Annotated in this window: 4 protein-coding genes, 9 tRNA genes and 7 rRNA genes; 19 read left to right on the top strand and 1 reads right to left on the bottom strand. The window is 43.4% G+C overall.

The window, feature by feature from the left end:
• Nucleotides 1-71: 71 nt before the first annotated feature.
• The 17 genes from lysS to rrf (PYW44_RS11770) all read left to right on the top strand — a co-directional run bounded on the left by lysS (nucleotide 72) and on the right by rrf (PYW44_RS11770) (nucleotide 13,325).
• On the top strand, nucleotides 72-1,559 hold the full coding sequence (gene lysS, locus PYW44_RS11850) for a lysine--tRNA ligase (protein ID WP_002508760.1): 1,488 nt from the start codon (nucleotides 72-74) through the stop codon (nucleotides 1,557-1,559).
• Between the two features lie 522 nt (nucleotides 1,560-2,081).
• Nucleotides 2,082-2,196, top strand: a 5S ribosomal RNA gene (gene rrf, locus PYW44_RS11845).
• An 18-nt stretch (nucleotides 2,197-2,214) separates the two neighbouring features.
• Nucleotides 2,215-2,287 (top strand) — tRNA-Val (locus tag PYW44_RS11840).
• Nucleotides 2,288-2,300: 13 nt separating this feature from the next.
• Nucleotides 2,301-2,376, top strand: a tRNA-Thr gene (locus PYW44_RS11835).
• Nucleotides 2,377-2,382: 6 nt separating this feature from the next.
• Nucleotides 2,383-2,455 (top strand) — tRNA-Lys (locus PYW44_RS11830).
• Nucleotides 2,456-2,468: 13 nt separating this feature from the next.
• Nucleotides 2,469-2,543: transfer RNA gene (locus PYW44_RS11825), tRNA-Gly, on the top strand.
• Nucleotides 2,544-2,551: 8 nt separating this feature from the next.
• Nucleotides 2,552-2,640, top strand: a tRNA-Leu gene (locus PYW44_RS11820).
• Nucleotides 2,641-2,654: 14 nt separating this feature from the next.
• Nucleotides 2,655-2,731, top strand: a tRNA-Arg gene (locus PYW44_RS11815).
• 32 nt (nucleotides 2,732-2,763) lie between these two features.
• Nucleotides 2,764-2,837 (top strand) — tRNA-Pro (locus PYW44_RS11810).
• 17 nt (nucleotides 2,838-2,854) lie between these two features.
• A tRNA-Ala gene (locus PYW44_RS11805) sits at nucleotides 2,855-2,930 on the top strand.
• Nucleotides 2,931-3,069: 139 nt separating this feature from the next.
• Nucleotides 3,070-4,622, top strand: a 16S ribosomal RNA gene (locus PYW44_RS11800).
• A gap of 288 nt (nucleotides 4,623-4,910) precedes the next feature.
• Nucleotides 4,911-7,834: ribosomal RNA gene (locus tag PYW44_RS11795) — 23S ribosomal RNA — on the top strand.
• An 81-nt stretch (nucleotides 7,835-7,915) separates the two neighbouring features.
• Nucleotides 7,916-8,030: ribosomal RNA gene (rrf, locus tag PYW44_RS11790) — 5S ribosomal RNA — on the top strand.
• Between the two features lie 250 nt (nucleotides 8,031-8,280).
• A 16S ribosomal RNA gene (locus PYW44_RS11785) occupies nucleotides 8,281-9,833 on the top strand.
• Between the two features lie 103 nt (nucleotides 9,834-9,936).
• Nucleotides 9,937-10,013 (top strand) — tRNA-Ile (locus PYW44_RS11780).
• 192 nt (nucleotides 10,014-10,205) lie between these two features.
• A 23S ribosomal RNA gene (locus tag PYW44_RS11775) occupies nucleotides 10,206-13,129 on the top strand.
• Nucleotides 13,130-13,210: 81 nt separating this feature from the next.
• Nucleotides 13,211-13,325 (top strand): 5S ribosomal RNA (gene rrf / locus PYW44_RS11770).
• The 16S, 23S and 5S rRNA genes sit together here with 9 tRNA genes alongside, the layout of an rRNA operon.
• A gap of 647 nt (nucleotides 13,326-13,972) precedes the next feature.
• Here the strand turns inward: rrf (PYW44_RS11770) and pdxR are convergent.
• Nucleotides 13,973-15,358, bottom strand: coding sequence for a MocR-like pyridoxine biosynthesis transcription factor PdxR (gene pdxR / locus PYW44_RS11765; protein WP_021340032.1), 1,386 nt, complete (start codon nucleotides 15,356-15,358; stop codon nucleotides 13,973-13,975).
• A 100-nt stretch (nucleotides 15,359-15,458) separates the two neighbouring features.
• On the opposite strand from pdxR, the gene pdxS reads away from it, so the two are divergent.
• Nucleotides 15,459-16,346: a pyridoxal 5'-phosphate synthase lyase subunit PdxS gene (gene pdxS / locus PYW44_RS11760; protein ID WP_002511346.1), complete on the top strand. Its 888-nt coding sequence runs from the start codon at nucleotides 15,459-15,461 to the stop codon at nucleotides 16,344-16,346.
• Between the two features lies 1 nt (nucleotide 16,347).
• Complete coding sequence (pdxT, locus tag PYW44_RS11755) at nucleotides 16,348-16,923, top strand: pyridoxal 5'-phosphate synthase glutaminase subunit PdxT (RefSeq protein WP_021340031.1); 576 nt, start codon at nucleotides 16,348-16,350, stop codon at nucleotides 16,921-16,923.
• Nucleotides 16,924-16,959: the final 36 nt, after the last annotated feature.

Genomic DNA, 16,959 nt, shown 5'->3' with positions numbered 1-16,959 from the left:
AACGTTCCAAGTGAAGATTGAAGCTAAAGAATAATAAAAATTAGAACAAGAAGCATAAAGGAGAGAAAGTAATGTCAGAAGAAATGAACGACCAAATGCAAGTCCGCCGCCAAAAATTACAAGAATTATACGATTTAGGTATCGATCCTTTTGGTCAAAAATTTGAACGTACTTCTACGGCTGCCCCATTGCATGAAGATTGGGACGCATATACAAAAGAAGAATTACATGACAAAGAAGATGAAAGCAACGTAAGTATCGCCGGTCGTCTAATGACTAAACGTGGAAAAGGTAAAGCTGGATTTGCTCATGTTCAAGATTTAACTGGTCAAATACAAATTTACGTAAGAAAAGACCAAGTAGGAGACGAACAATTTGAAGTTTGGAATTCTGCAGACTTAGGAGACATTGTAGGTATAGAAGGTGTAATGTTCAAAACGAATACAGGTGAATTGTCTGTTAAAGCTAAAACATTCACGTTGTTGACTAAAGCATTACGTCCATTACCTGATAAATTCCACGGTTTACAAGATATCGAACAGCGTTATCGTCAACGTTACCTTGACTTAATTACAAATCAAGATAGCACGCAAACATTTATTAACCGCAGTAAGATATTACAAGAAATGCGTAATTACTTAAATCAAAGAGGATTTTTAGAAGTAGAAACACCTATGATGCACCAAATTCCTGGTGGAGCTGCTGCGCGTCCTTTCGAAACACATCATAATGCTTTAGACGCAACACTATATATGCGAATTGCAATTGAATTACATTTGAAACGTTTAATCGTAGGTGGATTAGAAAAAGTTTATGAAATTGGACGTGTTTTTAGAAACGAAGGCGTATCAACAAGACATAATCCAGAATTCACTATGATTGAATTATATGAAGCGTATGCTGACTATCACGATATCATGGATATAACTGAGAATATGATTAGACATATTTCTGAAAAAGTACTTGGTACTGCTAAAGTAAACTATGGCGAAGAAATTATAGATTTAGAATCTGATTGGAAACGAGTTCATATGGCTGATGCTGTTAAAGAAGAAACAGGTGTGGACTTCTTCGAGGTGCAAACTGATGAAGAAGCTAAATCATTAGCTAAAGAACATGGCATTGAAATAACAGATAATATGAAATATGGTCATATCTTAAATGAGTTCTTTGAGCAAAAAGTTGAAGAAACATTAATTCAACCAACGTTTATTTATGGACACCCAATCGAAATCTCACCACTAGCTAAGAAAAATCCAGAGGACCCAAGATTTACGGATCGCTTTGAATTATTCATAGTAGGTAGAGAACACGGTAATGCATTCACAGAATTAAATGATCCTATTGATCAAAGAGCAAGATTTGAAGCGCAATTAGTAGAAAAAGAAGAAGGTAATGATGAAGCGCACGAAATGGATGAAGATTTCATTGAAGCATTAGAGTACGGAATGCCTCCAACAGGTGGTTTAGGTATTGGTATTGATAGATTAGTAATGTTACTTACTGATTCTGCTTCTATCCGTGATGTATTGTTATTCCCTTATATGAAACAAAAATAGATTATTTAAAGCTTGGTTTAAACTAAGAGATAATTGATTTAATCATTTAAACTAGATCATATGTTACGATTTCACACTGGTGAGACGTAATATATGGTCTGTTTTTTGTTTTAGTATCTCTATAGAGATACTAAAAATAAGAGAGAATAGAGGGTTTAAGTACTAAATAAATTAATTAAATTAGTAATAAGATACAATTAAGTATTATAATGCTATTAAAATATAATAATATACTAAAAAAGGTATGGTAAAGATAGATTCTATGTGATAAGATTATTCAAGTCGAGTTAAGGAAACGAAACAAGACATATATAAGCATTTAAAATATTTCTTTTCGAGAAATATTCGAAAAGCATTGACATTAAAGTGAAAATGAATTAATATATAAAAGTCGTCAAAAACGACAAGCACTATATACATAACTCAAGTAAAAGTCTTGTAAACAAATCTTTAAGATAGTGTAAAATTGACTATTGCAAAAGATTAACAAACAATGTATTATTAATTGAGTAAGTTAATTTGTCTGGTGGCAATAGCAAAGAGGTCACACCTGTTCCCATGCCGAACACAGTAGTTAAGCTCTTTAGCGCCGATGGTAGTCGGACTTACGTTCCGCAAGAGTAGGACGTTGCCAGGCTTTTATTAAAAATTATGTGGAGAATTAGCTCAGCTGGGAGAGCATCTGCCTTACAAGCAGAGGGTCGGCGGTTCGAACCCGTCATTCTCCATCACTTCATGATAGCCGGCCTAGCTCAACTGGTAGAGCAACTGACTTGTAATCAGTAGGTTGGGGGTTCAAGTCCTCTGGCCGGCACCATTTCATGAGCCATTAGCTCAGTTGGTAGAGCATCTGACTTTTAATCAGAGGGTCAGTGGTTCGAGCCCACTATGGCTCATACAGTTTCATTTGCAGAAGTAGTTCAGCGGTAGAATACGACCTTGCCAAGGTCGGGGTCGCGGGTTCGAATCCCGTCTTCTGCTCCATTATTTTTGCCGGGGTGGCGGAACTGGCAGACGCACAGGACTTAAAATCCTGCGGTGAGAGATCACCGTACCGGTTCGATTCCGGTCCTCGGCACCATCATTTTTAATATAGCGCCCGTAGCTCAACTGGATAGAGTACTTGACTACGAATCAAGAGGTTACAGGTTCGACCCCTGTCGGGCGCACCATCTTTAAAAGTGTTAATCAATTAAATTATGTACGGGAAGTAGCTCAGCTTGGTAGAGCACTTGGTTTGGGACCAAGGGGTCGCAGGTTCGAATCCTGTCTTCCCGACTCTTTAAAATTTATATGGGGGCTTAGCTCAGATGGGAGAGCGCCTGCTTTGCACGCAGGAGGTCAGCGGTTCGATCCCGCTAGTCTCCACCATATTATTTAAATGAACATTGAAAACTGAATTGCAATATGTCAACGTTAATTCCGAACACAACATTAAATTGTTGGTTCAAACGTGTTAGAGATAACACACAAATTAGTATTTTATGAGCTAATCAAACATCATAATTCATTTATGGAGAGTTTGATCCTGGCTCAGGATGAACGCTGGCGGCGTGCCTAATACATGCAAGTCGAGCGAACGGATAAGGAGCTTGCTCCTTTGAAGTTAGCGGCGGACGGGTGAGTAACACGTGGGTAACCTACCTATAAGACTGGAATAACTTCGGGAAACCGGAGCTAATGCCGGATAACATTTGGAACCGCATGGTTCTAAAGTAAAAGATGGTTTTGCTATCACTTATAGATGGACCCGCGCCGTATTAGCTAGTTGGTAAGGTAACGGCTTACCAAGGCAACGATACGTAGCCGACCTGAGAGGGTGATCGGCCACACTGGAACTGAGACACGGTCCAGACTCCTACGGGAGGCAGCAGTAGGGAATCTTCCGCAATGGACGAAAGTCTGACGGAGCAACGCCGCGTGAGTGATGAAGGTTTTCGGATCGTAAAACTCTGTTATTAGGGAAGAACAAATGTGTAAGTAACTGTGCACATCTTGACGGTACCTAATCAGAAAGCCACGGCTAACTACGTGCCAGCAGCCGCGGTAATACGTAGGTGGCAAGCGTTATCCGGAATTATTGGGCGTAAAGCGCGCGTAGGCGGTTTCTTAAGTCTGATGTGAAAGCCCACGGCTCAACCGTGGAGGGTCATTGGAAACTGGGAAACTTGAGTACAGAAGAGGAAAGTGGAATTCCATGTGTAGCGGTGAAATGCGCAGAGATATGGAGGAACACCAGTGGCGAAGGCGACTTTCTGGTCTGTAACTGACGCTGATGTGCGAAAGCGTGGGGATCAAACAGGATTAGATACCCTGGTAGTCCACGCCGTAAACGATGAGTGCTAAGTGTTAGGGGGTTTCCGCCCCTTAGTGCTGCAGCTAACGCATTAAGCACTCCGCCTGGGGAGTACGACCGCAAGGTTGAAACTCAAAGGAATTGACGGGGACCCGCACAAGCGGTGGAGCATGTGGTTTAATTCGAAGCAACGCGAAGAACCTTACCAAATCTTGACATCCTTTGAAAACTCTAGAGATAGAGCCTTCCCCTTCGGGGGACAAAGTGACAGGTGGTGCATGGTTGTCGTCAGCTCGTGTCGTGAGATGTTGGGTTAAGTCCCGCAACGAGCGCAACCCTTAAACTTAGTTGCCAGCATTTAGTTGGGCACTCTAGGTTGACTGCCGGTGACAAACCGGAGGAAGGTGGGGATGACGTCAAATCATCATGCCCCTTATGATTTGGGCTACACACGTGCTACAATGGACAATACAAAGGGCAGCTAAACCGCGAGGTCATGCAAATCCCATAAAGTTGTTCTCAGTTCGGATTGTAGTCTGCAACTCGACTACATGAAGCTGGAATCGCTAGTAATCGTAGATCAGCATGCTACGGTGAATACGTTCCCGGGTCTTGTACACACCGCCCGTCACACCACGAGAGTTTGTAACACCCGAAGCCGGTGGAGTAACCATTTATGGAGCTAGCCGTCGAAGGTGGGACAAATGATTGGGGTGAAGTCGTAACAAGGTAGCCGTATCGGAAGGTGCGGCTGGATCACCTCCTTTCTAAGGATATATTCGGAACATCTTCCTTGAGAAGATGAAGAGGAACGACATTGACATATTGCATTCAGTTTTGAATGCTCATTACGAGTATTCATTGCGTTATTTTGTACATTGAAAACTAGATATGTAAGTAAAATTTATGATTTTACCAAGCAAAACCGAGTGAATTAGAGTTTTAAAAAGCTTGAATTCAAAAAAATAGAAATAATCGCTAGTGTTCGAAAGAACACTCACAGATTAATAACATTTTAGGTTTTCAACCGATTTTATCGTGTTGAAGGTCGAAAAGATTAAGTTATTAAGGGCGCACGGTGGATGCCTTGGCACTAGAAGCCTACGAAGGACGTTACTAACGACGATATGCTTTGGGGAGCTGTAAGTAAGCTTTGATCCAGAGATTTCCGAATGGGGAAACCCAGCACGAGTTATGTCGTGTTATCGATATGTGAATACATAGCATATCTGAAGGCAGACGCAGGGAACTGAAACATCTTAGTACCCGCAGGAAGAGAAAGAAAAATCGATTCCCTGAGTAGCGGCGAGCGAAACGGGAAGAGCCCAAACCAACGAGCTTGCTTGTTGGGGTTGTAGGACACTCTATACGGAGTTACAAAAGAACAAATTAGACGAATCATCTGGAAAGATGAATCAAAGAAGGTAATAATCCTGTAGTCGAAAGTTTGTTCACTCTTGAGTGGATCCTGAGTACGACGGAACACGAGAAATTCCGTCGGAATCCGGGAGGACCATCTCCCAAGGCTAAATACTCTCTAGTGACCGATAGTGAACCAGTACCGTGAGGGAAAGGTGAAAAGTACCCCGGAAGGGGAGTGAAATAGAACTTGAAACCGTGTGCTTACAAGTAGTCAGAGCCCGTTAATGGGTGATGGCGTGCCTTTTGTAGAATGAACCGGCGAGTTACGATTTGATGCAAGGTTAAGCAGTTAATGTGGAGCCGTAGCGAAAGCGAGTCTGAATAGGGCGTTGAGTATTTGGTCGTAGACCCGAAACCAGGTGATCTACCCATGACCAGGCTGAAGTTCAGGTAACACTGAATGGAGGGCCGAACCGACTTACGTTGAAAAGTGAGCGGATGAGTTGTGGGTAGCGGAGAAATTCCAATCGAACCTGGAGATAGCTGGTTCTCTCCGAAATAGCTTTAGGGCTAGCCTTAAGTAATGATTATTGGAGGTAGAGCACTGTTTGGACGAGGGGCCCTTATCGGGTTACCGAATTCAGACAAACTCCGAATGCCAATCAATTTTATCTTAGGAGTTAGAACGCGGGTGATAAGGTCCGTGTTCGAAAGGGAAACAGCCCAGACCACCAGCTAAGGTCCCAAAATATATGTTAAGTGGAAAAGGATGTGGCGTTGCCCAGACAACTAGTATGTTGGCTTAGAAGCAGCCATCATTTAAAGAGTGCGTAATAGCTCACTAGTCGAGTGACACTGCGCCGAAAATGTACCGGGGCTAAACATATTACCGAAGCTGTGGATTGTCCGTAAGGACAGTGGTAGGAGAGCGTTCTAAGGGCGTTGAAGCATGATCGCAAGGACATGTGGAGCGCTTAGAAGTGAGAATGCCGGTGTGAGTAGCGAAAGACGGGTGAGAATCCCGTCCACCGATTGACTAAGGTTTCCAGAGGAAGGCTCGTCCGCTCTGGGTTAGTCGGGTCCTAAGCTGAGGCCGATAGGCGTAGGCGATGGATAACAGGTTGATATTCCTGTACCACCAAATTTCGTTTTAAGCGATGGGGGGACGCAGTAGGATAGGCGAAGCGTACTATTGGATTGTACGTCCAAGCAATGAGACTGAGTGTTAGGCAAATCCGGCACTCTTAAGGTCAAGTTGTGATGGGGAGAGGAAATTGTTTCCTCGAGTCGTTGATTTCACACTGCCAAGAAAAGCCTCTAGCTAGAATTTTGGTGCCCGTACCGCAAACCGACACAGGTAGTCAAGATGAGAATTCTAAGGTGAGCGAGCGAACTCTCGTTAAGGAACTCGGCAAAATGACCCCGTAACTTCGGGAGAAGGGGTGCTCTTTAGGGTTAACGCCCAGGAGAGCCGCAGTGAATAGGCCCAAGCGACTGTTTATCAAAAACACAGGTCTCTGCTAAACCGTAAGGTGATGTATAGGGGCTGACGCCTGCCCGGTGCTGGAAGGTTAAGAGGAGTGGTTAGCTTCGGCGAAGCTACGAATCGAAGCCCCAGTAAACGGCGGCCGTAACTATAACGGTCCTAAGGTAGCGAAATTCCTTGTCGGGTAAGTTCCGACCCGCACGAAAGGCGTAACGATTTGGGCACTGTCTCAACGAGAGACTCGGTGAAATCATAGTACCTGTGAAGATGCAGGTTACCCGCGACAGGACGGAAAGACCCCGTGGAGCTTTACTGTAGTCTGATATTGAAATTCGGTACAACTTGTACAGGATAGGTAGGAGCCTTTGAAACGTGAGCGCCAGCTTACGTCGAGGCGTTGGTGGGATACTACCCTTGCTGTGTTGGATTTCTAACCCGCACCATTTATCATGGTGGGAGACAGTGTCAGATGGACAGTTTGACTGGGGCGGTCGCCTCCTAAAGAGTAACGGAGGCGCTCAAAGGTTTCCTCAGAATGGTTGGAAATCATTCATAGAGTGTAAAGGCATAAGGAAGCTTGACTGCGAGACTTACAAGTCGAGCAGGGTCGAAAGACGGACTTAGTGATCCGGTGGTTCCGCATGGAAGGGCCATCGCTCAACGGATAAAAGCTACCCCGGGGATAACAGGCTTATCTCCCCCAAGAGTTCACATCGACGGGGAGGTTTGGCACCTCGATGTCGGCTCATCGCATCCTGGGGCTGTAGTCGGTCCCAAGGGTTGGGCTGTTCGCCCATTAAAGCGGTACGCGAGCTGGGTTCAGAACGTCGTGAGACAGTTCGGTCCCTATCCGTCGTGGGCGCAGGAAATTTGAGAGGAGCTGTCCTTAGTACGAGAGGACCGGGATGGACATACCTCTGGTGTACCAGTTGTCGTGCCAACGGCATCGCTGGGTAGCTATGTATGGACGGGATAAGTGCTGAAAGCATCTAAGCATGAAGCCCCCCTCAAGATGAGATTTCCCAACTTCGGTTATAAGATCCCTCAAAGATGATGAGGTTAATAGGTTCGAGGTGGAAGCATAGCGATATGTGGAGCTGACGAATACTAATCGATCGAAGACTTAATCAAATTTAAAAGTGTTTTGTTTGGCATTATCAAATTTTACTTACTATCTAGTTTTGAATGTATAATTTTTTATACAGTTCATTGTCTGGTGACAATGGCAAGGAGGTCACACCTGTTCCCGTGCCGAACACAGTAGTTAAGCTCCTTAGCGCCGATGGTAGTCGGACTTACGTTCCGCAAGAGTAGGACGTTGCCAGGCAATTCCATTTTGACCTTTGGGTCGTTTTTTTATGGAAGTATTAAAGAAAACAAAAATTAATTTCGAAAAGTTATTGACTTTTTAAGTCATAACCTGTAGAATTAAGTCTTGTGATTAAGAAATGAACATTGAAAACTGAATTGCAATATGTCAACGTTAATTCCGAACACAACATTAAATTGTTGGTTCAAACGTGTTAGAGATAACACACAAATTAGTATTTTATGAGCTAATCAAACATCATAATTCATTTATGGAGAGTTTGATCCTGGCTCAGGATGAACGCTGGCGGCGTGCCTAATACATGCAAGTCGAGCGAACGGATAAGGAGCTTGCTCCTTTGAAGTTAGCGGCGGACGGGTGAGTAACACGTGGGTAACCTACCTATAAGACTGGAATAACTTCGGGAAACCGGAGCTAATGCCGGATAACATTTGGAACCGCATGGTTCTAAAGTAAAAGATGGTTTTGCTATCACTTATAGATGGACCCGCGCCGTATTAGCTAGTTGGTAAGGTAACGGCTTACCAAGGCAACGATACGTAGCCGACCTGAGAGGGTGATCGGCCACACTGGAACTGAGACACGGTCCAGACTCCTACGGGAGGCAGCAGTAGGGAATCTTCCGCAATGGACGAAAGTCTGACGGAGCAACGCCGCGTGAGTGATGAAGGTTTTCGGATCGTAAAACTCTGTTATTAGGGAAGAACAAATGTGTAAGTAACTGTGCACATCTTGACGGTACCTAATCAGAAAGCCACGGCTAACTACGTGCCAGCAGCCGCGGTAATACGTAGGTGGCAAGCGTTATCCGGAATTATTGGGCGTAAAGCGCGCGTAGGCGGTTTCTTAAGTCTGATGTGAAAGCCCACGGCTCAACCGTGGAGGGTCATTGGAAACTGGGAAACTTGAGTACAGAAGAGGAAAGTGGAATTCCATGTGTAGCGGTGAAATGCGCAGAGATATGGAGGAACACCAGTGGCGAAGGCGACTTTCTGGTCTGTAACTGACGCTGATGTGCGAAAGCGTGGGGATCAAACAGGATTAGATACCCTGGTAGTCCACGCCGTAAACGATGAGTGCTAAGTGTTAGGGGGTTTCCGCCCCTTAGTGCTGCAGCTAACGCATTAAGCACTCCGCCTGGGGAGTACGACCGCAAGGTTGAAACTCAAAGGAATTGACGGGGACCCGCACAAGCGGTGGAGCATGTGGTTTAATTCGAAGCAACGCGAAGAACCTTACCAAATCTTGACATCCTTTGAAAACTCTAGAGATAGAGCCTTCCCCTTCGGGGGACAAAGTGACAGGTGGTGCATGGTTGTCGTCAGCTCGTGTCGTGAGATGTTGGGTTAAGTCCCGCAACGAGCGCAACCCTTAAACTTAGTTGCCAGCATTTAGTTGGGCACTCTAGGTTGACTGCCGGTGACAAACCGGAGGAAGGTGGGGATGACGTCAAATCATCATGCCCCTTATGATTTGGGCTACACACGTGCTACAATGGACAATACAAAGGGCAGCTAAACCGCGAGGTCATGCAAATCCCATAAAGTTGTTCTCAGTTCGGATTGTAGTCTGCAACTCGACTACATGAAGCTGGAATCGCTAGTAATCGTAGATCAGCATGCTACGGTGAATACGTTCCCGGGTCTTGTACACACCGCCCGTCACACCACGAGAGTTTGTAACACCCGAAGCCGGTGGAGTAACCATTTATGGAGCTAGCCGTCGAAGGTGGGACAAATGATTGGGGTGAAGTCGTAACAAGGTAGCCGTATCGGAAGGTGCGGCTGGATCACCTCCTTTCTAAGGATATATTCGGAACATCTTCCTTGAGAAGATGAAGAGGAATGATATTGACATATTGTATTCAGTTTTGAATGCTCATTAGAGTATTCTATAAATGAATGGGCCTATAGCTCAGCTGGTTAGAGCGCACGCCTGATAAGCGTGAGGTCGGTGGTTCGAGTCCACTTAGGCCCACCATTTTTTATTTGTACATTGAAAACTAGATATGTAAGTAAAATTTATGATTTTACCAAGCAAAACCGAGTGAATTAGAGTTTTAAAAAGCTTGAATTCAAAAAAATAGAAATAATCGCTAGTGTTCGAAAGAACACTCACAGATTAATAACATTTTAGGTTTTCAACCGATTTTATCGTGTTGAAGGTCGAAAAGATTAAGTTATTAAGGGCGCACGGTGGATGCCTTGGCACTAGAAGCCTACGAAGGACGTTACTAACGACGATATGCTTTGGGGAGCTGTAAGTAAGCTTTGATCCAGAGATTTCCGAATGGGGAAACCCAACACGAGTTATGTCGTGTTATCGATATGTGAATACATAGCATATCTGAAGGCAGACGCGGGGAACTGAAACATCTTAGTACCCGCAGGAAGAGAAAGAAAAATCGATTCCCTGAGTAGCGGCGAGCGAAACGGGAAGAGCCCAAACCAACGAGCTTGCTTGTTGGGGTTGTAGGACACTCTATACGGAGTTACAAAAGAACAAATTAGACGAATCATCTGGAAAGATGAATCAAAGAAGGTAATAATCCTGTAGTCGAAAGTTTGTTCACTCTTGAGTGGATCCTGAGTACGACGGAACACGAGAAATTCCGTCGGAATCCGGGAGGACCATCTCCCAAGGCTAAATACTCTCTAGTGACCGATAGTGAACCAGTACCGTGAGGGAAAGGTGAAAAGTACCCCGGAAGGGGAGTGAAATAGAACTTGAAACCGTGTGCTTACAAGTAGTCAGAGCCCGTTAATGGGTGATGGCGTGCCTTTTGTAGAATGAACCGGCGAGTTACGATTTGATGCAAGGTTAAGCAGTTAATGTGGAGCCGTAGCGAAAGCGAGTCTGAATAGGGCGTTGAGTATTTGGTCGTAGACCCGAAACCAGGTGATCTACCCATGACCAGGCTGAAGTTCAGGTAACACTGAATGGAGGGCCGAACCGACTTACGTTGAAAAGTGAGCGGATGAGTTGTGGGTAGCGGAGAAATTCCAATCGAACCTGGAGATAGCTGGTTCTCTCCGAAATAGCTTTAGGGCTAGCCTTAAGTAATGATTATTGGAGGTAGAGCACTGTTTGGACGAGGGGCCCTTATCGGGTTACCGAATTCAGACAAACTCCGAATGCCAATCAATTTTATCTTAGGAGTTAGAACGCGGGTGATAAGGTCCGTGTTCGAAAGGGAAACAGCCCAGACCACCAGCTAAGGTCCCAAAATATATGTTAAGTGGAAAAGGATGTGGCGTTGCCCAGACAACTAGTATGTTGGCTTAGAAGCAGCCATCATTTAAAGAGTGCGTAATAGCTCACTAGTCGAGTGACACTGCGCCGAAAATGTACCGGGGCTAAACATATTACCGAAGCTGTGGATTGTCCGTAAGGACAGTGGTAGGAGAGCGTTCTAAGGGCGTTGAAGCATGATCGCAAGGACATGTGGAGCGCTTAGAAGTGAGAATGCCGGTGTGAGTAGCGAAAGACGGGTGAGAATCCCGTCCACCGATTGACTAAGGTTTCCAGAGGAAGGCTCGTCCGCTCTGGGTTAGTCGGGTCCTAAGCTGAGGCCGATAGGCGTAGGCGATGGATAACAGGTTGATATTCCTGTACCACCAAATTTCGTTTTAAGCGATGGGGGGACGCAGTAGGATAGGCGAAGCGTACTATTGGATTGTACGTCCAAGCAATGAGACTGAGTGTTAGGCAAATCCGGCACTCTTAAGGTCAAGTTGTGATGGGGAGAGGAAATTGTTTCCTCGAGTCGTTGATTTCACACTGCCAAGAAAAGCCTCTAGCTAGAATTTTGGTGCCCGTACCGCAAACCGACACAGGTAGTCAAGATGAGAATTCTAAGGTGAGCGAGCGAACTCTCGTTAAGGAACTCGGCAAAATGACCCCGTAACTTCGGGAGAAGGGGTGCTCTTTAGGGTTAACGCCCAGGAGAGCCGCAGTGAATAGGCCCAAGCGACTGTTTATCAAAAACACAGGTCTCTGCTAAACCGTAAGGTGATGTATAGGGGCTGACGCCTGCCCGGTGCTGGAAGGTTAAGAGGAGTGGTTAGCTTCGGCGAAGCTACGAATCGAAGCCCCAGTAAACGGCGGCCGTAACTATAACGGTCCTAAGGTAGCGAAATTCCTTGTCGGGTAAGTTCCGACCCGCACGAAAGGCGTAACGATTTGGGCACTGTCTCAACGAGAGACTCGGTGAAATCATAGTACCTGTGAAGATGCAGGTTACCCGCGACAGGACGGAAAGACCCCGTGGAGCTTTACTGTAGTCTGATATTGAAATTCGGTACAACTTGTACAGGATAGGTAGGAGCCTTTGAAACGTGAGCGCCAGCTTACGTCGAGGCGTTGGTGGGATACTACCCTTGCTGTGTTGGATTTCTAACCCGCACCATTTATCATGGTGGGAGACAGTGTCAGATGGACAGTTTGACTGGGGCGGTCGCCTCCTAAAGAGTAACGGAGGCGCTCAAAGGTTTCCTCAGAATGGTTGGAAATCATTCATAGAGTGTAAAGGCATAAGGAAGCTTGACTGCGAGACTTACAAGTCGAGCAGGGTCGAAAGACGGACTTAGTGATCCGGTGGTTCCGCATGGAAGGGCCATCGCTCAACGGATAAAAGCTACCCCGGGGATAACAGGCTTATCTCCCCCAAGAGTTCACATCGACGGGGAGGTTTGGCACCTCGATGTCGGCTCATCGCATCCTGGGGCTGTAGTCGGTCCCAAGGGTTGGGCTGTTCGCCCATTAAAGCGGTACGCGAGCTGGGTTCAGAACGTCGTGAGACAGTTCGGTCCCTATCCGTCGTGGGCGCAGGAAATTTGAGAGGAGCTGTCCTTAGTACGAGAGGACCGGGATGGACATACCTCTGGTGTACCAGTTGTCGTGCCAACGGCATCGCTGGGTAGCTATGTATGGACGGGATAAGTGCTGAAAGCATCTAAGCATGAAGCCCCCCTCAAGATGAGATTTCCCAACTTCGGTTATAAGATCCCTCAAAGATGATGAGGTTAATAGGTTCGAGGTGGAAGCATAGCGATATGTGGAGCTGACGAATACTAATCGATCGAAGACTTAATCAAATTTAAAAGTGTTTTGTTTGGCATTATCAAATTTTACTTACTATCTAGTTTTGAATGTATAATTTTTTATACAGTTCATTGTCTGGTGACAATGGCAAGGAGGTCACACCTGTTCCCGTGCCGAACACAGTAGTTAAGCTCCTTAGCGCCGATGGTAGTCGGACTTACGTTCCGCAAGAGTAGGACGTTGCCAGGCAGCATTTAGGATGCGATGAGCCGAGACCGAGAGGTCTCTTTTTTTGTGCGCAAAAGGAGCTTAACTTCCAAAAATAGCTTGTTTAAGCCATGAGCACATAAGCTGAAGCTCATGTGTAAGAACTACTAATCCCAATGATTTTGAGAAGTAGTTCTTTAGAAGCTGACGAACTGAGCGAAAGACGAGACGAGCTTACAAGCGGTAAGTGAGTAAGGGAAATATTAAGTGTTTACAAGAGCTGTGGCTCTTGCATAAGCACTACTAATCTTGCAGGCAAGAAAGTAGTGCTTTAAAGCTTCTTAGCGTCGATGGTAGCCGACTTACGTTTCGCAAGAGTAGGTAAAGAGACAAATGAGTTTTAACTCATTTGTAAGTCTCACTAGACTCAATAAATTGAGAAGTGGGGCTTTACAGGCAGCATTATAGGATGCGATGAGCCGAGACCGAGAGGTCTCTTTTTTTATGCGCAAAAAAGAGAGGATGGTCCGATAGAGATGAGTTTAATTTAAGGATTACAAAAGCTGGTGCTCTTGTATAAGAACTACTAATTTCGCAAGCGAAAAAGTGGTTCTTTATAAATTAAAAAATGATACTTTACTTGCATAAGCACTACTAATCTTGCTGGCAAGAAAATAGTGCTTTAGATATTAGTCATGCTTTAAAATTGTCAGAGAACGAATTAGTGCATTGGTATGTCCTTCTAGTTGTGAAAAAGGTATACCACCAAAACCTAAAATGAATTTTACAGATTGTTGTGATTTATCATATTTACTAAAAGGAATAATTTTCAATTTGTTTTCTTCTGCATTTTTTAAACATTGCGTCATAGTCAAGCCATTTTTTACAGTTAGTGTAAAGTGCATGCCTGCTAATGTACCATCAATTTCTAATTGTTCTTCATAGGGTTTGAGTGCATCTAATATAAATTTAAGTTTGTCTCTATAAACATTTCTCATTTTATTTAAATGTCTCTCAAAACTACCTGACTGCATGAAGCTTGCCACCATTTTTTGTATATGTGAAGGCACTGTATTACCTTCTTTATTTTCTAGTGTATTATATAATTTTAACAATTTTTTAGGTAATACTAGGTAGGCAACTCTGCAACTTGGGAATAAAGATTTTGAGAATGTACTAATATATATGACTTTATCTTTTGTATCTAAACTTTGTAATGCAGGAATAGGCTTTCCAAAGTAACGGAATTCCGAATCATAATCATCTTCAATAATGTATCTATTTTCAAATTGCTGTGCCCAATGAATAAGTTGAGTACGCTTTTTTAAATTCATCACATAGCCGGTAGGGAACTGATGAGAAGGTGTAACATAAGCAATATTATTATTAGATTCGTTGAAATATTCTAGTTCAATTCCTGTATTGTTCACAGGTACTTGAAGATAAGTAATTTGTTTTTTGTCTAAAACTTGTTTGATGGGTGGATAGCTAGGATTTTCAATTAAAAAGCGGCCTTTATTCAATATATCAGTCACTAAATTAATAAGTTGTTCTGTAGAAGAACCAATAATGATTTGTTCTGGATGACATGCTACGCCTCTACTATTAAATAAATAATGCGCTATTTCTTGGCGTAATGTCCATTCTCCTTTGGGATTTGCATGTTGTAGTAAGTTTAATTGGCTATCTTCAAAAGCATCGCGCGCATATTTTCTGAATTGTTGCATAGGAAAGTATTCTGCATCTATTTCTGATAAGTTAAAGGCAAATTCATATGTTTGTTGAGTTTGATTGTCGTTATTTTGTTCATGATGTGTGTTTGATGCATGTATTTCTCTGGTAATAATTGGTAAAGTTTCAACGTCAGATACAAAATAGCCTGATCGTGGCTTGGCGAATATGTACCCCTCATCTGATAGGATTTGATAAGCATGTTCGATTGTTGTATTGCTTACAGATAAATGTTGCCCTAACGCGCGTTTTGAAGGAAATTTATCTCCTGATTTATATTGGCCTTCAATGATTTGTTTTTTTAGATTCTCGTATAGATTGATGTATAAATGCTCTTTTGTCATTACAACTGACCTCCTAAATTAATCTATAATTGTCCCTTTTTAAATACCAGTTTATCTTTTAAAATGAATTTAATCAACTAAGTAAAGGGGTTAAGTAAATATGTCTAAAGTAATTGGATCTGAAAGAGTTAAAAGAGGAATGGCGGAAATGCAAAAGGGCGGCGTCATTATGGACGTTGTAAATGCTGAACAAGCTAAGATAGCTGAGGATGCAGGTGCTGTTGCAGTAATGGCATTAGAGCGCGTGCCTTCTGACATTAGAGCTGCAGGTGGCGTGGCACGTATGGCTAATCCTAAAATTGTAGAAGAAGTTATGAATGCTGTTTCTATACCAGTTATGGCTAAAGGACGTATTGGTCATATAACTGAAGCTCGTGTATTAGAATCTATGGGTGTTGACTATATCGATGAATCTGAAGTATTAACACCAGCTGATGAAGAGTATCATTTACGTAAAGATACATTCACTGTACCATTTGTATGTGGTTGCCGTAACTTAGGTGAAGCTGCACGCCGTGTTGGTGAAGGTGCTGCAATGTTACGTACTAAAGGTGAGCCAGGTACTGGGAACATCGTAGAAGCAGTTAGACATATGCGTCAGGTCAATTCAGAAGTGAGTCGTTTAACAGTTATGCATGACGATGAGATTATGACTGAGGCTAAAAATATTGGTGCACCATACGAAATTTTAAAATCTATTAAAGAAAATGGTAAATTACCAGTAGTTAATTTTGCAGCTGGTGGTGTAGCAACGCCTCAAGATGCTGCTTTAATGATGGAATTAGGTGCAGACGGAGTATTTGTAGGATCTGGTATTTTTAAATCAGAAGATCCAGAAAAATTTGCTAAAGCAATTGTACAAGCAACTACACATTACCAAGACTACGAACTAATTGGACGTCTAGCTAAAGAATTAGGCACAGCAATGAAAGGCTTAGATATCAATGAGTTATCATTAGAAGAGCGTATGCAAGAGCGTGGATGGTAATATGAAAATTGGTGTTTTAGCCTTACAAGGCGCTGTGAGAGAACATATACGTCATATTGCACTAAGTGGTCATGAAGGTGTAGCAGTTAAGCGTATCGAACAGTTGGATGACATTGATGGATTGATTATACCAGGCGGAGAATCTACTACCTTACGACGCTTAATGAATCTATATGGATTCAAAGATGTTTTGCAACAATCCACATTACCTATGTTTGGTACTTGCGCTGGCTTAATTATCTTAGCAGCGAATATTGTTGGCGAAGAAGGTTATTTAGATAAACTGAATATTACTGTTCAAAGGAATTCTTTTGGCCGACAAGTTGATAGCTTTGAAAGTGAGTTAGATGTGAAAGGAATTGCCAAAGATATTGAAGGTGTATTTATTAGAGCTCCTCATATAGAAAGTGTGCATGGTGAGGCTAGTGTACTTAGCACAGAGGGTGACAAAATTGTAGCTGTTCAACAAGGCTGTTATTTAGGAGTTTCATTTCATCCTGAATTAACGGATGATTATAGAGTCACACAATACTTCATTGAAGCGATTGTTAAACCGACCGTAATTGAAAAAGTATAAAAAAGAGCGATAAGGTGTTGATACCTTATCGCTCTT

Source organism: Staphylococcus equorum (genome assembly GCF_029024965.1).
GTDB lineage: Bacteria > Bacillota > Bacilli > Staphylococcales > Staphylococcaceae > Staphylococcus > Staphylococcus equorum.
Note: the sequence above shows the minus strand (reverse complement) of the source record. Positions and strands in the feature narration are given on the sequence as shown.